The 23,813-nt window shown below is 62.3% G+C and carries 14 protein-coding genes; 2 read left to right on the top strand and 12 right to left on the bottom strand.

The window, feature by feature from the left end; translation table 11 throughout:
* Nucleotides 1-12: 12 nt before the first annotated feature.
* The 4 genes from cysC to AC1RP7_RS06255 all read right to left on the bottom strand — a co-directional run bounded on the left by cysC (nt 13) and on the right by AC1RP7_RS06255 (nt 12,191).
* Nucleotides 13-618: an adenylyl-sulfate kinase gene (gene cysC / locus AC1RP7_RS06270; RefSeq protein WP_057712532.1), complete on the bottom strand. Its 606-nt coding sequence runs from the start codon at nt 616-618 to the stop codon at nt 13-15.
* Complete coding sequence (locus AC1RP7_RS06265; RefSeq protein ID WP_057712533.1) at nt 602-2,116, bottom strand: TolC family protein; 1,515 nt, start codon at nt 2,114-2,116, stop codon at nt 602-604. Before AC1RP7_RS06265 ends, cysC begins: the two co-directional genes overlap by 17 nt.
* Nucleotides 2,117-2,160: 44 nt before the next feature.
* On the bottom strand, nt 2,161-11,217 hold the full coding sequence (locus AC1RP7_RS06260) for an Ig-like domain-containing protein (RefSeq protein WP_493181616.1): 9,057 nt from the start codon (nt 11,215-11,217) through the stop codon (nt 2,161-2,163).
* 131 nt (nt 11,218-11,348) lie between these two features.
* Nucleotides 11,349-12,191, bottom strand: a complete 843-nt coding sequence (locus tag AC1RP7_RS06255) for a sulfotransferase family protein (RefSeq protein WP_090452404.1) — start codon at nt 12,189-12,191, stop codon at nt 11,349-11,351.
* Between the two features lie 310 nt (nt 12,192-12,501).
* On the opposite strand from AC1RP7_RS06255, the gene AC1RP7_RS06250 reads away from it, so the two are divergent.
* The gene (locus AC1RP7_RS06250) at nt 12,502-13,089 is read left to right on the top strand and encodes a phage tail protein (RefSeq protein ID WP_218495486.1); all 588 of its coding nucleotides are present in this window, start codon (nt 12,502-12,504) and stop codon (nt 13,087-13,089) included.
* A 54-nt stretch (nt 13,090-13,143) separates the two neighbouring features.
* Nucleotides 13,144-13,455, top strand: a complete 312-nt coding sequence (locus tag AC1RP7_RS06245; RefSeq protein ID WP_493181470.1) for a DUF6916 family protein — start codon at nt 13,144-13,146, stop codon at nt 13,453-13,455.
* 23 nt (nt 13,456-13,478) lie between these two features.
* Here the strand turns inward: AC1RP7_RS06245 and AC1RP7_RS06240 are convergent, their stop codons facing one another.
* The 8 genes from AC1RP7_RS06240 to AC1RP7_RS06205 form a co-directional block, all read right to left on the bottom strand.
* The gene (locus AC1RP7_RS06240; RefSeq protein ID WP_057712538.1) at nt 13,479-13,976 is read right to left on the bottom strand and encodes a GNAT family N-acetyltransferase; all 498 of its coding nucleotides are present in this window, start codon (nt 13,974-13,976) and stop codon (nt 13,479-13,481) included.
* A gap of 11 nt (nt 13,977-13,987) precedes the next feature.
* Nucleotides 13,988-16,084, bottom strand: a complete 2,097-nt coding sequence (locus tag AC1RP7_RS06235; protein ID WP_493181469.1) for an efflux RND transporter periplasmic adaptor subunit — start codon at nt 16,082-16,084, stop codon at nt 13,988-13,990.
* Nucleotides 16,085-17,404: an efflux RND transporter periplasmic adaptor subunit gene (locus AC1RP7_RS06230; protein ID WP_493181468.1), complete on the bottom strand. Its 1,320-nt coding sequence runs from the start codon at nt 17,402-17,404 to the stop codon at nt 16,085-16,087. It lies immediately after the preceding gene.
* The gene (locus AC1RP7_RS06225; RefSeq protein WP_090452395.1) at nt 17,401-18,180 is read right to left on the bottom strand and encodes an efflux RND transporter periplasmic adaptor subunit; all 780 of its coding nucleotides are present in this window, start codon (nt 18,178-18,180) and stop codon (nt 17,401-17,403) included. The genes AC1RP7_RS06230 and AC1RP7_RS06225 overlap by 4 nt, the downstream gene beginning before the upstream one ends.
* A gap of 79 nt (nt 18,181-18,259) precedes the next feature.
* Entirely contained in the window at nt 18,260-19,837 is a 1,578-nt protein-coding gene (locus tag AC1RP7_RS06220) for an efflux transporter outer membrane subunit (protein ID WP_493181467.1), read from the bottom strand.
* The gene (locus AC1RP7_RS06215) at nt 19,834-20,898 is read right to left on the bottom strand and encodes an HlyD family secretion protein (RefSeq protein ID WP_493181466.1); all 1,065 of its coding nucleotides are present in this window, start codon (nt 20,896-20,898) and stop codon (nt 19,834-19,836) included. The genes AC1RP7_RS06220 and AC1RP7_RS06215 overlap by 4 nt, the downstream gene beginning before the upstream one ends.
* Nucleotides 20,899-20,924: 26 nt before the next feature.
* On the bottom strand, nt 20,925-22,457 hold the full coding sequence (locus AC1RP7_RS06210) for an MFS transporter (RefSeq protein ID WP_493181465.1): 1,533 nt from the start codon (nt 22,455-22,457) through the stop codon (nt 20,925-20,927).
* 207 nt (nt 22,458-22,664) lie between these two features.
* Nucleotides 22,665-23,594, bottom strand: a complete 930-nt coding sequence (locus tag AC1RP7_RS06205; protein WP_493181464.1) for a LysR family transcriptional regulator — start codon at nt 23,592-23,594, stop codon at nt 22,665-22,667.
* Nucleotides 23,595-23,813 lie beyond the last annotated feature (219 nt).

Raw genomic sequence — 23,813 nt, 5'->3', positions numbered from 1 at the left:
ACACCAACCGGTTCAAGGTCGGGGCAGCACCGCGGATTCACCGAGCCAAGTCAACAGTCGATCAAGACAGGCCTCCACAGACTGTATCCCGGTGTCGAGCACCAGCGCCGCATCGACCGGTGCCTGATACGGTGCGGACACCCCGGTAAACCCGGTCAATTCGCCGCGTCGGGCGCGGGCATAGTGACCTTTTGGATCACGTTGCTCGCACACCGCCAGGGTCGCACTGCACCAGACTTCGCGATAATCGTCACCGAGCCGCCGGGCGAACACATCGCGCAACTCCACCAGGGGCGCGATCATCGCCAGGATCACGATTTGTCCGTTCTCCACCAGCAACGATGCCAGTTCGCTGGCGCGACGGATGTTCTCCTGACGATCGCTGTCGCTGAAGCCCAGATCTCGATTGAGCCCCACCCGCAGCCCGTCACCATCGAGCACCACGCTCTGCAGTCCGCGGGCAAACAACTCGGCGTGCAGCGCTTGCGCAAGGGTCGACTTGCCCGCCGCCGGCAGGCCGGTCAGCAGGATAGCCGCGCCGCGATGACCGTTGCGCCGCTCCCGCTGAGCTCGGCTGATGCTGGCGGTCGGGGCCTTCACATCAACGTGCTGGGGCATGGGTCACCGGCACCGTAATATCACCTGCCGCCCAGGCTGCTTCACGATTGGCCAGGGCCGTGGCGATGGACTGGACCTGTGTCGATTGCACCTGATCCGGCAACGGATCGAGGCCGGCGCTGGCGAAAATTTGCCCGTAGGCGTTGCGCAGGTCGGCGTAGGACAGGTCACGACGCAGATCGGCCTGCAAGGTATTGAGTTCGCCCTGGATCAGATCCAGTTCACCGATGCCATCCGCCTGGTGGCGGTTGCGCAACTGACCGACGATTTGCCCGTCGATGTCCGACAATTGCTGGTTGGTCTTGAACTGGCGCAAGGCCTCGCGGTAGTTGGCATTGGCCACATACAACTGCGCCAGCACCGCAATCGACATCGCCTGACGGCGCGCGGTGGCGACTTCCTCACCGGCCTTGGCCACGTCGATCGCCGCAGGCGCCGAGATCACATTGAACAGGTTCCAGGTGACCTTGACGCCGTAATCGGCCCAGCCCTGCTCCACCAGGAACGAGTTGCTGTCGTAATGTCCGCCAGCGGAGAACTCCAGGCCCGGCAGCAGGCGCAACATGGCTTTGCGGGTCTCGGCAGCGCTGATGCGGGTCTGATAATCCTGTTCGCGCAGTTCCGGACGGCTGGTCAGGGCTTCCTGTTCAAGACTGGCCAGATCGACCTTGAGTTCGGGAATCTCATAACCGTTATCGGTCGCCAGGGTTAGCTCCGTGCCCATCGGCAGGTTGATCAGGGTCGCCAGTTCGGTCTTCGCCAGTGACAACGCACGGCGTTGCTCTTCCAGTTGGCGGGTCGCTTCGATCAGCGAGCGTTGATAACCGAGGGCTTGCACCGGATCGCCAATGCGTTGCTGGCTCATGCTCTGGCTGTCGTTGCGCGCGGTTTCCACCCGTGCCATCAGGCTGTCGATCTGCGTGAGCAGGCGTTCGGCGGCCATCGCCCGCCAATACGCCGAGCGTACGTCCTGGACGATGGTGTTGATCACCTTGCGTCGGCGCTCCTGAACGATCAGGCGCTGGTCGCCCTGCTGCTTTGCACTGATGTAACTGACACCGAAATCGAGCACGTTCCAGACCATCGTCAGGTCCGCTACATCACGGTCGCGGTCCTGGGAGGTCGAAGGCTCCAGGGACTGCGTGCCGGTCCGCACGCTCTGGCTACTGGAGGCGTTGACGTTGTTGCGGCCCACGTATCCGGCGTCCAGCGCCATGCGCGGCAGCATGTCGAAACTGGCGAGGTCGAGTTGACGCTTGGCCAGGGCCTCCTCCATGATTTTCAACCGGCCTTCGAGGTTGTACTTCACCGCACGGGCCATGGCCTGGTGCAGGGTCAATGGGCCGCCAAGAGGCTCCTGCCCCTTGTACATGCTTTGCAGGTCACTTTTGGCCCGCTGCTCACTGACACTGCGTTCGATCGGCTCACTGGTGACTGCGCATCCGCTGATCGCCAGTGCCAGCAGGCTGGCGCCGAATAACTTATGACTTCTATTCATCCTTGCATCGCCCCTGGGTGCCGCATCACAAGTGGAGGTTTTCATCAGGCCTGCATTTCGCTGATGCCGGCCAGTTTCAAAGCGGCGGCCAGGTTATCCACCTGCTGCTGCTCGTTGTCTTTGAGCTGTTGCAATTGCTGGCCCAGGGTCGGTGCGCCAAACACCCCGCGCAGGCCCTGGGAAACATCGCCGGACTTGATCGACTGACTGCCAAAGGCGTTCAACGAATCGCGTTCGCTACTGCTGTCCTGATTGAACAGGCTCGATAGCGTGCTGGTGCTGAACACACCGCCATCGCCGCCGCCGAAACCGAGGAAACCATGCCCCGAGCCATCGCCTCCGCTGTCATTGCTGCTGAAAACCTGTGCGATGAAACTCGGGGCCAATGCACCGTGGTTCATGAAAATATCGCCCAACGGCCGGATACCGTTGCCGATCACCCGTTGCTCGAACAACGGCTGGAAGGTCAATGGTGAGCTGAGGTTGCCCGTCGGAGGCGTGAAAATGGTCGGTTGCAGCGGCACGTTGGGCACATCGGACAGCGTCACCGGGGGGTTGCTGCGCAAATCCGGGTCTGCCGACACGAAAACGACCGAGGAAGTTGGCACCGTGTTGATGACAAAATTGTCGGAATAGCTCACGCCGCTGCCACTGTTGCCGGCCATGTCGCTGATACCGGCATAGTCGATGCTGATCACGTTGCTGGCGATATTGACGTTGGCGGTCGGTGTCAGGGTCGCGGTCCAGGTCTTGCCGCCATCGCTGCTGCTCAGGTCGGACAAGGTGCCGTTGGCAATACTGATGTCGGACAAATCAAAACCACTGACCGCTTCGTTGAAGGTGATGGTCACCTGCGAAGTCTGACCCACGCCCAGGTTCGGATTGGCGACCACGACGGTGGCGCTCGGCAGTTCGCTGTCGAGGGTGTAATTGTTCGACACCGCTACCGTGTTGCCAGTGTTACCCACCAGATCTGTGACGTTGCGGGTGTCCAGGGCGATGAAGTTGCTTGGGTCGGTGACATTGGCCGTCGGCGTGAACGTCGCCATCCAGGTCTTGCCGCCATCGCTGCTGGCGAGATTGCTCAGGTCGCCGTTGGTCACGCTCAGATCGGACAGGTCGAAGTGGCTGACGGCTTCGCTGAAGGTGAAGGTCACCGTAGTGGTCTGGCCGATACCGAGGTTCGGGTTGGCAACCACGATGTTCACCGTTGGCCGGGTCGCATCAAGCGCGTAATTGTTGGAGATGGCGATACTTGCGCCGAAGTTGCCGGCAACGTCCTGCACGCGACCGGTGTCGAGCACGATCAGGTTGGTTGTGTCGTTGACATTGGCGGTCGGCGTCAGGGTCGCGGTCCAAGTCACGCCGCCATCGCTGCTGCTCAGGTTCGACAACACACCATTGGCAACGCTGATGTCCGACACATCGAAACCGCTCACCGCTTCGCTGAAGGTGATGGTCACGGTGGTGGTTTCGCCGATGCCGAGTTGCGTGTCGGCAACCACGATGGTCGCGGTCGGCAGCGCGGTGTCGATGGCAAAATTGTTCGAGTCGGTAGTGCCCGTCCCCGCGTTGCCCGATGCATTGGCCACGCCGCTATTGTCGAGCGTGATCAGGTTGCCGGCGTCGGTAACGTTCGAGGTTGGCGTAAAGGCCGCTGTCCAGGTAATGCCGCCATCGCTGCTGCTGACGTTGCTCAATGTACCGTTGGCGATGGTCAGGTCGGCGTTGCTGAAACCGGTCACCGCCTCGCTGAACGTGATGGTCACCAGGGTCGTTTCGCCAGCCTTGAGCGCCGTGTCGGCGATCACGATGCTGGCGGTCGGCACACTGGTTTGCACCAGGTAATTCGCCGAGTTGGTCACCCCGCTTCCGGCGTTGCCAGCTGCATCGGTGACACCGGTGTTGTCCAGGGTGATCAGGTTGGTGGTGTCGGTGATGCTGGCGGTCGGCGTGAAAGTCGCCGTCCAGGTGACGCCGCCGTCGCTGCTGCTCAACCCGTTCAGAGTGCCGTTGGCGACGCTCAGATCGGAACTGTCCAGACCACTGACCGCTTCGCTGAAGGTGATGGTCACCAGGGTCGTTTCGCCTGGACGCAGGTCGGTGTCGGCCATGACAATGGTCGCGGTCGGGCGTTGGCTGTCGATCGCGTAGTTGTTCGAATCCGTGGCCCCGATGCCGGCATTGCCTGCCGCATCCTGAACACCGCTGTTATCGAGCTGGATGAGGTTGCCGGTGTCGGCGATACCCACCAACGGTGTCAGAATGGCCGTCCAGGTGATGCCGCCGTCGCTGCTGCTCACCGCACTCAAGGTGCCATTATCGATGGTCAGGTCGGCGTTGCTGAAACCGCTCACCGCCTCGCTGAAGGTGATGGTCACCAGCGAGGTTTCGCCGACGCTCAGGGCCGTGTCGGCGACCACGATGGTGGCGGTCGGACGCTCGGTGTCGATGGCGTAGTTGTTGGAATCGGTGGTACCGCTGCCCGCATTGCCGGAGGCGTTCTGCACGCCGCTGTTGTCCAGAGTGATCAGGTTGGAGCTGTCAGCGATGTTGGCGGTCGGCGTGAAGGTTGCCGTCCAGGTGACGCCGCCATCGCTGCTGCTCACCGCGCTCAGGGTACCGTTGGCAATGCTCAGGTCGGCGTTGCTGAAACCGCTCACGGCCTCGCTGAAGGTGATGGTCACCAGCGAGGTTTCGCCGACGCTCAAGGCAGTGTCGGCGACCACGATGGTGGCGGTCGGCAACACGGTGTCGATGGTGAAATTCGCGGAATTGGTCGTACCCGCACCGGCGTTGCCTGCCAGGTCCGCGACGCCGGAGTTGTCCAGGGTGATCAGGTTGCTCGTGTCGTTGACCGCGACGGTCGGCGTGAACGTCGCCGTCCAGGTGATGCCGCCGTCGCTACTGCTCACCGCACTCAACGTGCCGTTGGGAACGGACAGGTCAGCGTTGCTGAAACCGCTCACTGCCTCGGAGAAGGTGATGGTTACCAGCGAGGTTTCACCGGCGCTCAGCGTCGGGTCGGACAGCACAATGGTTGCGGTCGGGCGCTGGCTGTCGATCGAAAAGTTGTTCGAATCTGTGGTGCCACTGCCGGCGTTGCCCGCCAGGTCAACAACCCCGGTATTGTCCAGGGTCACCAGATTCGTCGTGTCAGTGATGCTGGCGCTCGGCGTGAAGGTCGCTGTCCAGGTGATACCACCGTCGCTGCTGCTCAAGCTGCTCAAAGTGCCGTTTTCCACGATCAGGTCGGCGGTAGTGAGCCCCGTCACCGCTTCATTGAACGTGATCGTCACCAACGAGGTTTCACCGATGGCCAGCGTGTCGTCGGCCACGACGATGGTCGCCGTCGGGCGCTCGGTGTCGATGGCATAGTTGTTGGAATCGGTGGTGCCGCTGCCCGCATTGCCGGAGGCGTTCTGCACGCCGCTGTTGTCCAGAGTGATCAGGTTGGAGCTGTCAGCGATGTTGGCGGTCGGCGTGAAGGTTGCCGTCCAGGTGACGCCGCCATCGCTGCTGCTCACCGCGCTCAGGGTACCGTTGGCAATGCTCAGGTCGGCGTTGCTGAAACCGCTCACGGCCTCGCTGAAGGTGATGGTCACCAGCGAGGTTTCGCCGACGCTCAAGGCAGTGTCGGCGACCACGATGGTGGCGGTCGGCAACACGGTATCGATGGTGAAATTCGCGGAATTGGTCGTACCCGCACCGACGTTGCCTGCCAGGTCCGCGACGCCGGAGTTGTCCAGGGTGATCAGGTTGCTCGTGTCGTTGACCGCGACGGTCGGCGTGAACGTCGCCGTCCAGGTGATGCCGCCGTCGCTACTGCTCACCGCACTCAACGTGCCGTTGGGAACGGACAGGTCAGCGTTGCTGAAACCGCTCACAGCCTCGGAGAAGGTGATGGTTACCAGCGAGGTTTCACCGGCGCTCAGCGTCGGGTCGGATAGCACAATGGTTGCGGTCGGGCGCTGGCTGTCGATCGAAAAGTTGTTCGAATCGGTGGTGCCGCTGCCGGCGTTGCCCGCCCCGTCGACCACACCGCTGTTGTCCAGGGTGATCAGGTTGGTGGCGTCGGTGATGCCAGCCGTCGGAGTAAATGTCGCGGTGTAAATGATGTTATCGCTGGTGCTGAGATTGCTCAGAGTACCGTTGCTCACCGTCAGATCGGCCGTGGTAAAGCCGGTCACCGCCTCGGAGAACGTGATGGTCACCACCGATGTCTGACCCACCGCCAGCGCCGAGTCCGCGACCACAATGGTGGCGGTCGGGCGCACGGTGTCGATCACGTAGTTGTTGGAGTCGGTGGTGCCGCTACCGGCGTTGCCCGAGCCGTTTTGCACACCGCTGTTATCCAGGGTGATGACGTTACTGGTGTCGGAGATGGCATTGGTCGGCGTAAAGGTTGCGGTCCAGGTGATGCCACCATCACCGCTGGTCACGGAGCTCAAGGTGCCGTTGGCGATGGTCAGGTCGGCGTTGCTGAAACCGCTCACCGCCTCGGAGAAGGTGATGGTCACCAGCGAGGTTTCGCCGACGCTCAAGGCAGTGTTGGCGACCACGATAGTGGCCGTCGGCAGCACCGTATCGATGGTGTAGTTACCGGAGTTGGTAGTGCCGCTGCCGGTGTTGCCCGCCAGATCGCTGACTCCGGTATTGTTCAGGGTGATCACGTTGCTCGAGTCATTCACGCCGACGGTTGGGGTGAAGGTCGCGGTCCAGGTGATGCCACCGTCGCTGCTACTCACCGAGGTCAAGGTGCCGTTGGCGATGCTCAGGTCAGCGTTGGTGAAACCCGTCACTGCCTCGGAGAAGGTAATGGTCACCAGCGAGGTTTCGCCGGCACTCAGGGTGGCGTCGGCCAGGACAATGGTCGCAGTGGGTCGGACCGTGTCGATAGCGTAGTTGTTGGAATCGGTGGTGCCGCTGCCGGCGTTCCCCCCCAGATCAGCCACGCCGGTGTTGTCCAGGGTGATCAGGTTTGTGGTGTCGTTGATGCTCGCCGAAGGCGTGAAGGTTGCCGTCCAGGTGATGCCGCCGTCGCTGCTGCTCACCGCTGTGAGCGTACCGTTGGCGATGGTCAGGTCGGCATTGGTGAAACCACTCACCGCTTCGCTGAAGGTGATCGTCACCAGCGAGGTTTCGCCGATTCTCAGTGCCGTGTCCGCAACCACAATGGTGGCGGTCGGGCGCACGGTGTCGATGGCGTAGTTGTTGGAGTCGGTCGTGCCGATGCCCACGTTACCGCTGGCGACAGCCTGCACACCGGTGTTGTCCAGCGTGATCAGGTTGGTCGTGTCGGTGATGCTGGCAGTCGGGGTGAATGTCGCGGTCCAGGTGATGCCGCCGTCGCTGCTGCTCACCGCTGTGAGTGTACCGTTGGCGATGGTCAGGTCGGCGTTGGAGAACCCACTGACGGCTTCGCTGAAAGTAATGGTCACCAGCGACGTTTCACCGATTTTCAACGCATTGTCGGCGACCACGATGGTCGCCGTCGGCAGCACCGTATCGATGGTGTAGTTGCCGGAGTTGGTGGTGCCGCTGCCGGTGTTGCCCGCCAGATCACTCACTCCGGTGTTGTTCAGGGTGATCACGTTGCTCGAGTCATTCACGCCAACGGTAGGGGTGAAGGTCGCCGTCCAGGTGATGCCACCGTCGCTGCTGCTGACGGATGTCAAGGTGCCGTTGGCAATCGTCAGGTCGGCGTTGGTGAAACCGCTCACCGCCTCGGAGAAGGTGATGGTCACCAGCGAGGTTTCGCCCGCGGTCAGCGTTGTATCGGCCAGCACAATCGTGGCAGTCGGACGAACAGTATCGATGGCGTAGTTGTTCGAATCGGTGGTGCCACTGCCGGTGTTGCCCGCCAGATCGCTGACCCCGGTGTTGTTCAGGGTGATCAGGTTGGTCGTGTCGTTGATGCTCGCGGAGGGAGTGAAGGTCGCCGTCCAGGTGATGCCGCCGTCGCTGCTGCTCACCGCAGTGAGCGTACCGTTGGCGATGGTCAGGTCGGCGTTGGTGAACCCGCTCACCGCCTCGCTGAAGGTGATCGTCACCAGCGAGGTTTCACCGATTCTCAGCGCCGTATCCGCGACCACGATGCTGGCCGTCGGGCGCACGGTGTCGATCGCGTAGTTGTTGGAGTCGGTGGTGCCGCTGCCGGCGTTGCCCGACAGATCGCTGACCCCGGTATTGTCCAGAGTGATCAGGTTGGTCGTGTCGGTGATGCTGGCGGACGGGGTGAAGGTCGCCGTCCAGGTGATACCGCCATCACTGCTGCTCACCGCAGTGAGCGTACCGTTGGCGATGGTCAGATCGGCGTTGGTGAACCCGCTCACCGCCTCGCTGAAGGTGATGGTCACCAGCGAGGTTTCGCCGATTCTCAGCGCCGTGTCCGCCACCACGATGGTCGCGGTCGGACGAAGCGTATCTATCGCATAGTTGTTCGAATCAGTGGTGCCGCTACCGGCGTTGCCCGCCAGATCGCTGACCCCGGTGTTGTTCAGGGTGATCAGGTTGGTCGTGTCATTGACGCTGGCGGTCGGGGTAAAGGTCGCCGTCCAGGTGATGCCGCCATCGCTGCTGCTCACCGCCGTGAGCGTACCGTTGGCAATCGTCAGGTCGGCGTTGGTGAACCCGCTGACCGCTTCGCTGAAGGTAATGGTCACCAGCGAGGTTTCACCGATTCTCAGGCTGGTGTCGGCCACCACAAGGGTCGCGGTCGGGCGCACGGTATCGATGGCGTAGTTGTTCGAATCGGTGGTGCCGCTCCCGGCATTGCCCGCCAGGTCGCTGACCCCGGTGTTGTCCAGGGTGATCAGGTTGGTCGCATCGGTGATGCTGGCGGTCGGCGTGAAGGTCCCCGTCCAGGTGATGCCGCCATCGCTGCTGCTCACCGCCGTGAGCGTACCGTTGGCAATCGTTAGGTCCGCGTTGGTGAGGCCAGTGACCGCTTCGTTGAAGGTGATGGTCACCAGCGACGTTTCGCCGACCTTGAGGGCCGTGTCGGTAAACACGATGCTAGCGGTCGGGCGTACGGTATCGACGGTGTAGTTATTGGAGTTGGTGGTGCCGACGCCGGCGGTGCCCAGACCGTTTATCACCCCGGTGTTGTCCAGGGTAATGACGTTGGTCGTATCGGAAATACTGGCGGACGGCGTGAACGTAGCCGTCCAGGTGATGCCGCCATCGCTGCTGCTTACCGCACTCAAGGTGCCGTTGGCGATGGTCAGGTCCGCATTGGTGAAACCGGTCACGGCCTCGGAAAAAGTGATCGTCACCAAGGACGTTTCGCCGATGCTCAGTGTGGTGTCAGCAACCACGATGGTCGCGGTCGGTGGTGGCGCATACGCGGTGTTGAGTACACCCCCGTCGTTGTAGATGGTCGCGAAGGAGGTCGGCGAGGTGCCGGTTGTACCTCCGCCCTGCGCGGTACCGCCTGCACCACTGGCCGCGGCATTACCGGCCAGGGCGGCGAAGTTGGCGGCCGTCATCAGCAGCGTGCCTTTGTTCCAGATCGCACCGACGCCCCGGCCGCCCAGGCCGCCATTGCTGGCATTGCTGCCTTGGCCACCGCCACCGCCACCGCCGCCACCGGCGCCGATGTTGTTGCTGATGGTCGACGTGCCGATGACGGTGATGGTGCCGCTGCTGGCGTTGTAGATCCCGCCCACCGCGTTGCCGCCGGCGCCACCCACCTTGTCCCAACCGGCCCCGCCGCCGCCGCCGCCAATGGATATCGTGCCATTGGTGGCCGTCGCACCGTTACCGCCGTTGCTGTAATAGGAAACGCCCACCCCGCCAGCACCGCCAGTGGAGGTACCGCCACGACCGCCCATGTGGGTGGCGTCATAACCGCCGCCGTAACCACCGACGCCACCGCTGCCCGCCTGGCCGCCCAACGTGCCGGTGCCTGGCCCTGCCGAACCGCCATGCCCACCGCCCTGTCCGCCCAGACCGCCGCCGCCACCGCCGCCGCCGCCGTAAAAAGCGCCCGTGACACCGCCGCCGCCACCGCCACCGGAAGCCCCGTTGGAGGTCACGGTAACGTTGTTCAGGGTCAGAATCCCAGCGTTGAAAATACCTCCGGCCATCGCGCCCGTGGCACCGTAGCCACCGTTGCCGCCATTGCCCGACACCAGGCCACGGGTGATCACCAGGCCATCGAGCGTGACGATACTGCCTGAGCTCACTTCAATCACTCGGGTCCTGTACTGACCATCGAGAATCACATCCGCCGCACCGTCGTTGTTCAAGTCGCCATCAACGGTGACGTTCTTGTTGATCAGCAATTCGGAGGTCAACTGCACCGTCATGCCACTGCTGAAGGTGACGATATCGCCGTTCTGCGCCGAGGCGAGGGCGGCACGCAACGAGCCGACGCCCGTATTGGCGTTGTTGGTGGCGGTCCAGGTGGCCAGGCCCCACTGATAGTCGCTCATGGCTGTGGTCGAGAGCACGTTGGCGCTTTCGATGTTGCCGGTGGCGATTTCCAGATCCCAGTCGCCGCCCACGCCGGTACGGTTGCTCGAAGCCGCTACATCGCGGCCGGTCATTTGCGCCAGCGAGTCGACAAAGCTCAGGCCACGCTCGCCTTCGGCGGTGTAGCAGCCGTAGATCAGGATGTCGCCGCCAGCGTTGATGTCCTTGCCGATTTCCGCCAGCACCGCGCTGCGAGCGGCGACGTTGTCAGCCGACAGATAGCTGTCGCCCAGCCACAGGTCGCCAGCGTTGCCGTGGGCGATGATCTGCACCGAGCTGATGCCCTGATGCTGATCGAGGTAGTCGGCAATTTGTTGCAGTCCATCCTTGCCCGTGTCCAGCTTCACGATCTGGGTCCCGGGGGCTACGCCCCGGAGCAGGCTGTCGGCATCTTTCACCCGAGAGTCGACGAACACCACGCTCTGCCCTGGCACCGCAACCGGGCTGACAGCCGGCGCGGCATCGGTCTGGCCGTGGGTGTCCTTGCTGATCGTCGGGTGATCGGCAGTCGGTGTCTTGGCGGCATCGGCTGTGGAATGGCTATCGGCCTGGGCCGCGGTATCGGCCACCGTGGCGGCGACGGCGCCGTCGAACAGCATGCGTGGTTCAAGGGACATGATCATGGGCGCCGCTGGCGTCCGTTGACCTTCGGTTGCCCGTGACGTTGCCTTTACCCCGCCAAAAATGGTCCACCACATGCTGCTCACCCGGATTCGAACGAATATACGTAAGGCATCAATGAAAAACGCCGCGATCAAATGTTCGCGGCGTCGGACTTCATACGAATGACATTGGCGGCGCTGGCAGAGCCATCGAGCCAAAAGGACAAGTCTGAGTATTGCTTGAACAGATCCGGCGGCAGGATGGTGCGTCGTGCCTGCACGGCGACCTTGGGTCTGACCTTGTGCAGGCCGGCCACCCCGAGGGCTTGATCGAATTCCGGGGCGTCGTACGCCAGGTGTTCGAAGTCGTGCTCGAACCAGGGTTCGTCGATAAAGTCGTAGACCAGCCGCAGCACCCGCTCCGGAGCCTGGGTCAGCAAGTCATAGTCGATGATCAGCAAGGAGTCGGCATGCTCGCCGTAATAGGCTTCCTTGAGCGCCGCCCAGGCAAAACCCACCAGGCGATTGCGCTGGGCCAGGGTTTCGCAACGGCTGTAGACGGTGTTGCGCTCGACGGCATCGCCGAAGAGTTTGGTGTTTTCATAGGGATTGGCGCGGTACAGACGCTCGATGCTGTCCATGACCCAGGCGACGTTGCGCACGCAGGCAATGACCTTGGCCTTGGGAAACAGATCGCTGATGGCCGGCAGGCGCGAACTCCACAACCGATTGGTGTCGAACACCACCGATTTGTCGGCCTTGTCGGCGTAAAAGGAATCAAACAGGCCGCGCAACAGGCGACGGCGCATATCGGTGTCGATAACGGCACCAAACTCGCTGCCGGCGCTGCACTGCTCCAGAACACCGGAAAACAGGGAACCGACGGGGCTGGTCATTCCGGCATGGAAACGCGGATTCTGCAACAGGATTGCAGAAAGCAGGGTCGACCCCGAGCGCGGCAAACCGGAAATGAAATGAAAATGGTGCAAGTCCATTCACCGTATTTGATAGTCCTTTTGTAGGACAAAGCGTAGTCGATCGATAAAACTTCGACTAGTGGTCTTTTGATATCAATTTGAAGCTAAATCGACTTGATACCGAGCTTTTCGTAAACAGCGAAGGACATTAGCGACGACAGCGTGGGAAGCGCGTCCATCGGACAAACACAACCTCGCCACGACACCCACAATCTACGTCTACGCTGTGGCGTGGCGTGACCGAGCCACGTAAAGAAAAGGAGTCGACACCCCCAGGTGTCTGGCAGCCGCGTGGCGCGCCAACCACCAACCTGAAGGATGAGGATTAATGGAAGTATTTATCGGCACTATCCAGCCTTTCGCCTTTGATTTCGCCCCCCAGAACTGGGCCCTTTGCAATGGCCAGACGTTAAGCATTTCGCAATGGAGTGCATTGTTCTCGCTGATTGGCGTGAACTACGGCGGCAACGGCCAGACCACCTTCATGCTACCCAACCTGCAAGGTCGATTACCGATGGCCCAGGGCACCGGCACCAATCTCAGCACGCGCACCATTGGCGAGATTTCCGGTACCGAAAACGTCACCGCGACCATCGGCAACATGCCCAACCACACCCACCAGATGTCCGGACTGACCGCCACCACCACCCTGCAACTGGCCAACCCGCCGAGCAATCCCGTAAACGTGCCAACGGCAACCAACGCCTTCATCGGCGCTTCGAGCGGCGGACCGGGGACGGCGAATATCTACTCCGATCAGCAAGGGGCAACGGCGGTGGCACTCCAGGGCGTGAGCACCACCGTCACCGGAGAGATTGCCTCCACTGGCGGGACCCAGCCCATGAGTGTGATGAACCCGTTCCTGGTCATCAACTTCAGCATCGCCCTGCAAGGGTATTTTCCATCGCGTGGCTGAAGGTTCGCCGGGGGCCGCGCGCCCCCGGCACTGTTCACTTTTCGGAGGCTGATCATGTTGCAAGCGGTTCAAAGTCATCATTTCCAGACCCTGCTGGGCCAGACCGTTGTCCTTCGCCTGCCCGACGGCAGGGAACTGCCGGTGCAGTTCGAACACCTCGAAGAGTCACCCCGCGCCCGCATGCGCAACAGTGAGCGCATGCCATTCAGTGTAGAGTTCAACAGCCTGGTCCCGACCGATTTTGTGGACGGTTTATGCACGCTGCAATTGCCGGAACTGGGCAAAGTGGAAAACATTTTCGTTTCCCGGGTGCCGTCGATGGGACGTGATCCGCAACGAGGCTACTTCTACATCGCCTTCAACTGACCCTTTTCTGGCTCGCAGTGCCCTCAGCCTTGCGGATACCACACCAGCCTTTGTGCCGCGACGTTGTACTCCTGCACTGCAAAGCCCAGCGCCAGGTAATGTTCAAGCGCATGGGGATTGCTGGCCCAGACCACCGTCGCCACCGGGCAACGAATCTGTTGGGCGGCCTTCTGCACCCCCTGCAATACCGCCCGCCCATACCCCTGCCCCCGCGCCGCCGGGATGAAGGCCAGATACAGCACGCGAATCTCATTCGGTCCGAAATCAGTGCTCAACGCGCCGATCGCAGTGCCGAGTTTCTCAACCACGTAATGCATGGCATTGGGGAAGTTCTCACCCAGTCCTTGCTCCTGTACCTGGAACTGCTGGGCCACAATCTGCTCGACCACCTCCACGCTGTCGTCGATCCATTGCAGGTCCGGTCGGGCCGATTGATACAGGCGTTGCAAAAAAGGCCCATCGCTGGCTCGCGAAGGCCGCACCACTAAACCTTCGGCTGCCACAGCACTGCTGTTCGCCATCGTCGCACTCCTTAAAAACCGCTTTCCCTGACCCCCAGCGCCGCCATGCGTCGCCAGGCGACCCCCAATAACGACTCGCCGCTGCCCTGCAACACCACCACGCCGCGCAACGGCTGCACCGGCGTCGGCGCCGGTTCGAGGGTACTCAATCGCGCGCCATACTGCGCCTGTACCGGCTCGGCTCGTTGATACTGATCGCGACGCACGGCAATCGGTCCGTGGTGATCGGAGGTCAGTGCCTCCTGATCGACAAACGCCACGCCGTTGGTGTCGATTTCGCTCAGTTGCACCGCAATCGCCGGATGCATCGGATCATCGGCGATAAACCGTCCAGTGGCGCCCGGTGCCACGCGCCAGAGTTCTGCCTCGGCCAGATAGCCACGCAAGCGCACGCCGTCCTCGACCACCCGCGCCAGCGGCTCCCGGGTCGACAGCCAGCGCCCCACCGCCCATTGCGGCAGCAGATCTCGCACGGTGCCGGCATGGGGGGCGCGCAATAGCAATCGCTCGCGCTGAGCCGCCAGCCCCCGGTAGTCGGCGACCGCTTCGGCCAGGCGCTGCTCGACGATTGAGGCATCGGAGGCCGTTTCGCTGCGGCTGGCCTGACGGCGCATTTGCAATTGCTGAATCTCGATTTCCCGGCGCGCAATGGTCTGGCGCGAATCGAGATCCGGTGACTCCAGTTCGATCAGGACATCACCCTGCACCACCGACTGCCCGTCATGCACCTTCACGGCTTTGATCCGTGCCGCCACCGGCGCATGCAAGGTGTTGACCCGGCCCGCTTCCAGCATGGCCGGCACCTCGACGGCACTGCGCCACGGCAGGATGAGCACCAGCAACAGCCCGAGCAATGCCAGGCTGCTGAGCAGCACCCGCGGTCCATGCGCCTGCTCGCGGCGGCCCCACCACTGGTGCCACTCACTCATGATGGGCAGAAAGATGAACCAGACCAGCTCCACCAGCATCAGGAAAATCCCCAACACCTTGAAGAACAGGTGATAGACCGCCAGAGCGATCCCGAAAAACAATGCCGCGCGCCATAACCACGAGCCATACCCCCAGATCAGCAAACGCCGTTGCATTGTCGGCGACCAAGGCTCCGGCGTCGCTGCGCCGTAGCCGAACAAAAACTCGCGCAGGCGCCAGCGGCACAGGGCAAACGCCCGACCTTGCAGGTTATCGACCTGCCAGAAATCGCTGAGCAAAAAATAACCGTCAAAACGCATGAATGGGTTGAGATTGACCACCAGTGTGGTGATCCAGGTAGCACTGGCGAGCATGAACGCGGCGGTGCGGGCGGGACCGTCGGGCAGAAACGACCAGGCCAGCAAGGCAATGCACGCCAACAGCAACTCCGCCAGCACGCCGCCAGCGCCAATCAGCAATCGGGCCTTGCGATCATTGACCCGCCAGGCATCGCTGACATCGGTATAGAACATCGGCAGCAGCACCATGAACGCCACGCCCATGCTCTGTACCCGGCACCCGGCGCGCTTGGCCATGAACGCGTGACCGAATTCGTGGCAGAGCTTGGCGAAGAACAGGGCCACGCCAAACGCCATTGCGCCGCCAAGGCTGAACAGATGCGGAAACGTCGCGATAAATCGCTGCCAGTCCCGCGACACCAGAAACACCCCCACCCCCAGCACGGCGGGTAATCCGTAGCGCAGCGCTCGCGGACCGAAGCGCTCCAGCCAAGGCCAGACACGGTTGAGAAAACGCTCGGGGCGCCACAACGGAATTCGAAAAAACAGGTACTGATGCAGCAACACTTGCCACAGGCTCCGGCGCTGGGCATCCGCTTTAACGCTGTAACTGGCACGCTGCTGGGGGTCGAGGGCGGTAATCAGGTCGTGGCTGCGCAAAAAAACCAGCAATTGCTCCAGATCCGTACCGTCCAGCGCCAGTCCCGGCTCACGATTGGCCGCTTGCAGGACCTGCTCGGGTTCACCCAGCGACCAGTGACGTAACAAACGCATCGCCGTCGTACCGAGCTTGAAGTAATGCCCTCGCACCGGGTCGGCCAGCGTCCAGCTGGGCGCACCGTCCAGCGCCGGCGCTGCCGGGGACAGTTGCAGGTCGGCACGCAGGCCGGGCAGGCTCATTTACAAGCCCACGCTCTGACGCAAACCGGCCAACGGTCGACGCAGCAGGTACAACCCCAGCGGCGCCCGGTCACCGAAGATTTTCGCCGTGCCGCGCAATCCGATGCGCGGAGGTGGCGCGTCGAAATTCGCATCCAGCCGATAAGCCAATTGCCCGCCCGCTGTAGGTTGCGCTTCATAAGCCGAACGTTCGAGTCTGGCCAGATGCCGTTGCAGCGGGTCACTGTCGAGAAACAAGGCGACTTCAGCGCCGGGCTCCAGGGATATCGCGTCCCCCACAGCCAGCTCGATACGCAATTGCGCCTGGGTCGGATCGGCGATCTCCATCAGCCGCTCGCCGGTCTGCACCGGCTTGCCGGTCCAGCGTTCGGCATCGGCAAATACCGCGATGCCATCGCGCTCGGCGCGCACTTCGCTACGCTTGAGCAGTTCACGGGCGTAGTCGCGCTCGGCGCGTTTCTGTTCAACCCGGGCGGCCAGCAAATCCAGTTTCGAGCTGGACTCGGCATCGGCGAACGAACGCTGGGAGTTGGCTTTGAGTTCCGCCTCGGCGACCCCGAGGGCGCGTTCGGCGACATCGGCCTGAGCCTTGAGCGTGGTGCTTTCGAAGCGCAGCAGCAATTCGCCGGTCTTCACCGTCTGATTGGGTTTGACCAGGAACTCGGCAATGACACCGTCCAGCGGTGCCGCCACTACCCGCCCGCCCAACGGCACCACTTCGGCCGGTGCCAATACGGATTGGCGCACCGGGATCAACAGCCCGAGCAATAGCACTGCAACCAGCAAGCCCCGGCGTTTGCGGGTCCAACGCAGACGCCAGGGCTTGCGCGGTTGCAACGCCTGCCAGGCGTGGCTGTAGGTATCACCCAGTTGCGCCAGCAGCACCTGTTCGGCAGGGTTCCACGCAACGTCCCGGGCCAGCCACAACCCACCGAACACCTCGCCCTGACGATCGACCAGCGGCAGCCAGAACACCTGCGCCGCCGACAGGCTTTGCCATTCAGCCCGCAGCGACTCGCCGAGGTCATCGGCGGCAACGACCCGCGCCTGTTGCAATTGTTCGCGTTTGAACAACTGAGCCACCGCCTGCTCGACGAACGCTACAAAGGGTGAGTTCGGCTCCACCGCGCTGACACCGGTCACGGCCTGCACCTTCCCGGCGATCAACAGTGCCGCATGGCGAAAGCCAAACAATGCCTGTCCATCATTGACCAGGCTGTAAGCCAATTGGGCGGACGTTTGGGCTGCGCGGGTCTGGCGCTCAAGATCAAGAAAACGTGCGAATACCTGTTCGGCACCGCCGCTCACAGGCGCGTTCACTTGAACTCCGCGAAATGCGCAGTGCCGCTCATGCCCGCCAGCAACCCGCTGGCGTCGGGCACGCTGGCCACCAGCAGCAGGGTCTGGCTGCCTTCATCGATTCGTGCGCCCAGGCGTTTGACTGTCGCATCCAGCGGCTTGCCGGTTTCATCGGGGACAAAACTGAAGGTCTGGCCGGGCTTGAGTCGGGCCATCCAGCGCGAGGGCACCAGCAAATGGATTTCCAGGGTGCGATTATCGACCACGTCCAGCAAGGGTGCGCCGGCAGGTACGCTTTCATAGCGCTGTACCTTGCGCTCGACGACCTGGCCATCGAACGGCGCCTGCACGCTGCAACGCTTGACCTGCACTTGATACACCTGGGACTGCGCCTGGGTTTCGCTGACCTTGGCCTCGGCACGTGCCACTTCGAAACGCCCGACCGAATTCAGCGCGGCCAGTCGCCGGTTGTGCGCCAGTTCTTCACCCGCGCCACGGCTGGCCGCTTGAGCGGCATTGAGCTGCGCCTGATAGGCCGAGCAATCGAACCGCGCCAGGGTATCGCCCTTCTTGAACGATTCCCCCTCGCTGAACGGCAACTCGACAATCCGCCCAGGGACCTCACTGGCCAGTACGGCCTGGTCCCGGGCCCGCAGTACACCGCGGGCCTCGGTGCTGGTCGCAGTACTGGCGCCTGCATCCATTTGCGCAAGCGGGTCGTCTGCCCCAGGCGTTTGCGCCTGGACAGCGCTCGCGACGAGGACCGATCCCAACCCCAACACACAGAAAATCCGCATGACCGCACTCCCTTTCGGATCAACCGAGTCTACGGCAGCGGTGACTAGCGTCAAGCAGATGGCCATCATTGCCTGCGTATTAACGCTGCGCCGTCACGGCCAACGGATACACCGACTCCCAACCCCCACCCAACGCCTTGTACAACCCGACGGCCGCCAGCGACACGCCGGTCGAGCTCTCGACCCACTGCTCCTGCGTCGCCAGCAACGCTCCTTGCACGGTGAGCACCGTGACGAAATCCACCACGCCCTCAACGTACTGCTGTTGCGCGGTGTCCAGCGCAATGCGGTTCTGACGTACGGCTTCGGCCAGACTGTCGCGGCGCAACTGGCTGGCGTTGTAGGTGGTCAGTTGATCATCGATTTCATGCCAGGCGCGCAGCACGGTTTGCTGATAGATGATAGCGGCTTCCTGTTGTTGTGCTTCGCGCAACTCGAGCACGCCACGCAAGCGGCCGCCGTCGAACAACGGCAAGCTGAACTGCGGGCCGATCCCGAACGAACGCGAACCCCAGGAGCCGAAATCGCTCAATTGCATGGCCTGGGAACCGATGTTCCCCGACAGGGTGATTCGCGGATAGAAATCACCCTTGGCCACGCCAATACTCGCGGTCGCGGCATGCAGCCGTGCTTCGACCTGGCGAATGTCCGGCCTGCGTTCAGCCAGTTGCGAGGGCAAGCCAATGGCGACCTGGCGCGGCGTTTGTGGCACCGGTGCGTCTGTGGATAACTCCGCCGTCAATGCCTGGGGCGCTTCGCCCATCAACAGACTCAAGGCGTTGATCAGTTGCCACTGGCGCTGCTCCAGTGCGGGCAGACGTGATTCGATGGCCGCCACCTGCGCGGCGGCTTCAGCGACATCAAGATCCGTCGCGACGCCGTCGGCCAGGCGCAATTGCGAAAGCTTCAGGCTATGGCGGGCGACGTCGAGGTTCTGTTCGGTGACGAGCCGGGTGTTCTGCACGCCACGCAGTTGAATGTAGTCCTGGGCGGTTTCGGCCAGCACCGACAACAGCACACCGCGTCGGTCGTTCTCGGCGACTTCAAGGTTGGCGTCGGCGGCTTCGGTTTCCCGACGCACACGCCCCCACAAATCCAGCTCCCAGGACGCGGAAAAACCGGCATCCCACAGGTTGAATGCGGACTGGCCGTTGTGCCCTGACGGGTCGCTCAGGCCTTCACTACTGTTACGTTTTCGGGCGTAACTTCCCGTGGCCGCGGTATTCGGATAGCGGTTGGCGGTGATCACCTGGCGAACGGCACGGCTTTGCTGCAAACGGCTGCTGGCCAGCTTCAGGTCGAGGTTGTCGGTCAGGGCGCGTTGCGTGAGGGCCGAGAGCTTCGGGTCGTTGAACACCTCCCACCAGCGCTCGTTCATCGTTTCGGCGATGGCTTGGCTGGCGGCTGCCTTTGATGGTTTCGACCACTCGGTGATTTGTGTGGGCTGAGGTTTATGAAAGTCCGGGCCGACGGTGCAGGCGGACAGGCTCAGCATAAGCAAGGCAGAAAAAGTCAGGCGAGGCTGATGACCTCTTCGCGAGCAAGCTCGCTCCCACATTGGACTTTCTGTGATGCGAAAATCTTGTACATCGCGCATAAACCTTGTGGGAGCGAGCTTGCTCGCGATGGCGTCCGCACCGTCAACACAGGTTTTCATCGCTGAGTCACCTCACGCGAGACACCACTGCCGGTATCGATGCTCGCCTCCACCGACATCCCCACCCGCAAGCGCTCGGCCAGCGACTGTCCCGGCTCCAGCACGATTTTCACCGGTATCCGCTGTACCACCTTGGTGAAGTTGCCGGTGGCGTTGTCCGGTTTGACCGCAGCGAATGTCACCCCGGTGGCCGGTGCAATGCTTTCGACACGACCGCTCAGTGCCGCACCGCCCAGGCTGTCGACGCGCACTTGCACAGCCTGCCCAGGCTGCACATCCGTCAGTTGGGTTTCCTGGAAATTGGCCATCACATAAGCCTGTGCCAACGGCACCACTGCGAGGATTTTACTGCCCGGTGTGACGTAGGCGCCGACCCGCACCGCGCGCTCGCCGACCATGCCGTCCTGCGGCGCGACGATCCTTGTATAGGACAACTCGTAGCTGGCCATTTCCAGCTTCGCTTGCGCCCGTTTCAGGCCACCTTCGGCTGCGTCGCGCTGGGCCGTAAGTATCTCCACTTGCTTGCGCTCCGCCGCCAGTACCGCCGTGGCATTGGCCAGTCGCGCGGAGGCCTGGTCGATGCGCGTTTGCGCCTGTTGCGCATTCTGCACCGTGCCGGCGCCCACCCCGGCGAGGTGCTTGTAGCGGTTCAATTCATGCTCGGCAAACGCCATTTCCGCCTTGGCCGAAACCACCGAGGATTGCGCCTGGGCAATCACCGACGCCTGGCGCTCGAGGGTCGCCCGGGCGTTTTGCAGTTGCGCCCTGGCCACCAGCGTTTCGGCATCGGCGGCTTCGGCGGCGGCGCGTAGATCCCGGTCATCGATCAGTGCCAGCAACTGCCCGGCCTTGACCTGCTGGTTGTCCTCGACCAGCACTTGCTTGATAAACCCGGCAACCCGCGGCACGACCAGGGTGAAATCCGCCGAGACATAAGCATCATTGGTGTTCTGCTGCGTACGCTTGCCGAACAGGCCGGGCATCGCTAGGTACAGCAACACGCCGACGGCCAATGCGGCGGCCATGGCAACCGCGACTTTCTGCTTTGCTTGAGTGTTCATAAAAACCTTCTGTATCAGTGGAGCAATCAGGTCGGTGCGCGCGGTGGATAAATCCGCGTCGGCAGCCAGAAAATCAGCAGGATCAAGATCACCGCGATACCCGCCATGCACAGGTAAAGATCAGAGGAAGTGAGCACCACCGCTTGCTCATGCAGCCGATGAGCGAGGCTTGTGCTGTCGCGCTCGGCCAGCGGTGAGTTGCCGAGACGGTCGACCAGCATGGTCGAGTGGAAATGCAGGCGTGCCGTGGTCAACGCCTCGATCACCCCGGTGGCGATGACCGCCGACAGGCCTTTGACGGTGTTGAACCAGGCCGATGCGAACGGCCCTTCCATCGGGTTGATGCTGCCGGTGGACAGCATCAGCAATGGCAACACCGCCATGGGCTGACCGAAAATCTGCAGCCATTGCAGCACGTAGAAATCGTCGCGAATCCACGCGGACGTCAATTGCGAGCCGCCGACGCACGACAGCGCCAGCATGCTCAGGCCAATGCCCAATACATAGCGGCAATCGACCCAGCGAAAGTTGCACAGCGCCGCCACCAACGGCAGCGCAATCAATTGCGGCAGCGCCGCCAGCAGCATGATCGGCGCGGTCTGCACCGGGCGATAACCCTGGACCTGCGCCAGGTAGCTGGACGGAATAATGATCACCGCCTGCAACACCACCAGCACGCCTGCCAGGGTCAGCAGGGCGAAAGACAGGTTACGGATGCCGAGCATCTGCATCTTGAAAAACGGAATCGGCTGCGACCACTCGCCGGTCAAGAACAGCACCAGCAACAACAGCCCGCCGCCGAGCAATCCACAGATCAGGTTCGACTCGAACCAGTCCAGGCGATTGCCCTGCAGGATGCCGATCACCAGCATGCAGATGGCGGGAAAGCCCAGCAGCACACCGCGCCCGTTGAAGGACTTGAAGCGCTCCAGGCGGAGGGGGTCCTGGGGTAAGCCATACGCCACTGCGGCCATGGCAATCAGGCAAGGCGCGATGATTTGCCAGAAGGTCCATTGCCAGCCGACATACTCGGTCCACAACCCCGCCAACGGCGTGCCCAGACCCGGGCCGAACGTCGCCGTCAGGGCATAACCGGCCAGGCCATACAACTTCACATTGGCCGGCAGAAAGCGCAGGGCCACGGTCATCAGCATGGGTGGCAATGCACCGCCCGCCAGGCCTTGCAAGGTGCGTAGCAACAACAGACTTTCGTAATTCGGGGCGAAGGGGGACAACACACCCAGCAGGGTGAACAGGCTGATGGCGCACAGAGTGAAACGCCGCAACGAGAACGTCACCGCACACCACGGCGCGAACGCCATGGCCGCCACCGAAGTCGCGGTATAACAGGCGACCAGCCAGGTGCCTTCGTCGTAGCCGATGGCCAACGCACCACGGATGTCGGCCAGGGCGACTTTGGTCACCATCTCGTTCAGGCCCGACATCAGCACCGCCACCAATACGCCAACCAGGCCGATAATGATCCGCGGGCCGAAGACAGGTGGAGCGGCTGCCGTGCTGGCCGCAGCAACAGGTGCCGTGACCGTAAGGGAAGTCATGTACTGCAAGCTCCGGCGTGGAAAGACCGAAGCATTCTAAGAAGCGTAATGCCTGACGAAAATCAACTTATTGGCAGGTTATAAGTGCGCCAAACGCAATAGTACAAAACTCTGTGGGAGCGAGCTTGCTCGCGATAGCGGCAGGTCAGCCAATAAAGATGTCGAGGCTGCCGGCCTCATCGCGAGCAAGCTCGCTCCCACAGGGGTTCAGCGGTGACTTTCAGGTTGCGCGGCCAACCATGTTTCATCGCAGCAGGATTTCAGCGTTTCACGCAGCCAGCGGTGGGCCGGATCCTTGTCGAATCGCGGATGCCAGGCCTGTGTCAGCATCAAGGTCGGCAACGGAATCGGCAGGTCGAACGAGCGCAGCTTCAGTCCGAGCCGCCGCACACTCAGCAAAGCTTCCTTGGGCACTGGCAGAATCAGGTCCGAATCGGGCAAGGCAAACATCGCCGCATGAAAGCTTGGCGCGATCACCGCCACCCGCCGCTCCAGCCCCAGGGCATTGAGCGCGGTATCGATCGGACCTCGGGCAATGCCGCGCCGGGACATGCTGATATGCGAGAACCCCGCGTAACGCTCCGCCGTGATCTCTTCGTCGAACAGCGGATGATCCTCGCGCACCAGGCCGACAAAGTGGGTGGAAAATAGGTTCTGAACCTTCACTTCCGGGGTCAACGGCCGGGTGTTGCTGACGCTCAGATCGATCCGCCCTTCGCGCAACGCCTCATCATCGCCATCGCCTTCCGGGACGAAACGCAATTCGCAGTGCGGCGCCTGCCGGTCAAGGGTGTCGAACAGCTTGCCGCCGTAGACGCCGACAAAGAAGTCGTTGGCCCGAATACTGAAACGCCGCCGCAGCGAACTCAGCTCCACCGCATCGGCCGAACGAAACAGCAAACCAGCCTGTTCCACCACGCTGCGAACCTGTTCGCGCAACTCCAGTGCCTTGGGGGTCGGTACCAGGCCACGGCCGGCACGCACCAGGATCGGATCGCCAATGGCCTCGCGAATGCGCGTCAACGTCCGGCTCATGGCCGCCGGGCTGAGGTTCATCCGCCGCGCGGCGCCCACCACACTGCCCTCGTCGAGCAAGGCATCGAGGGCGACCAACAGGTTCATGTCTGGGAGTTGCATTGTGAGCACTCGTGTTTGATCTGGATTGATTCAGACGCAATGCTAGCAAACAAACTGCCGAATCATGTGTTGGCAGCACCGACCTCTTCGCGAGCCTGCTCGCGAAAGCGGTGGAACCGTCACCACATCCATTCGCGCTAGCCCATAGAAACAACTCACACCACTATCAGTTCTGATAGTTCGCAAACCTGGCTCAAGCGAGTAAAACTCAAAGCCTGC

This window comes from Pseudomonas sp. GW822-FHT01E03 (assembly GCF_058802985.1).
The sequence above is the reverse complement of the archived record's forward strand: the minus strand, read 5'-3'. Positions and strand labels throughout refer to the sequence as shown.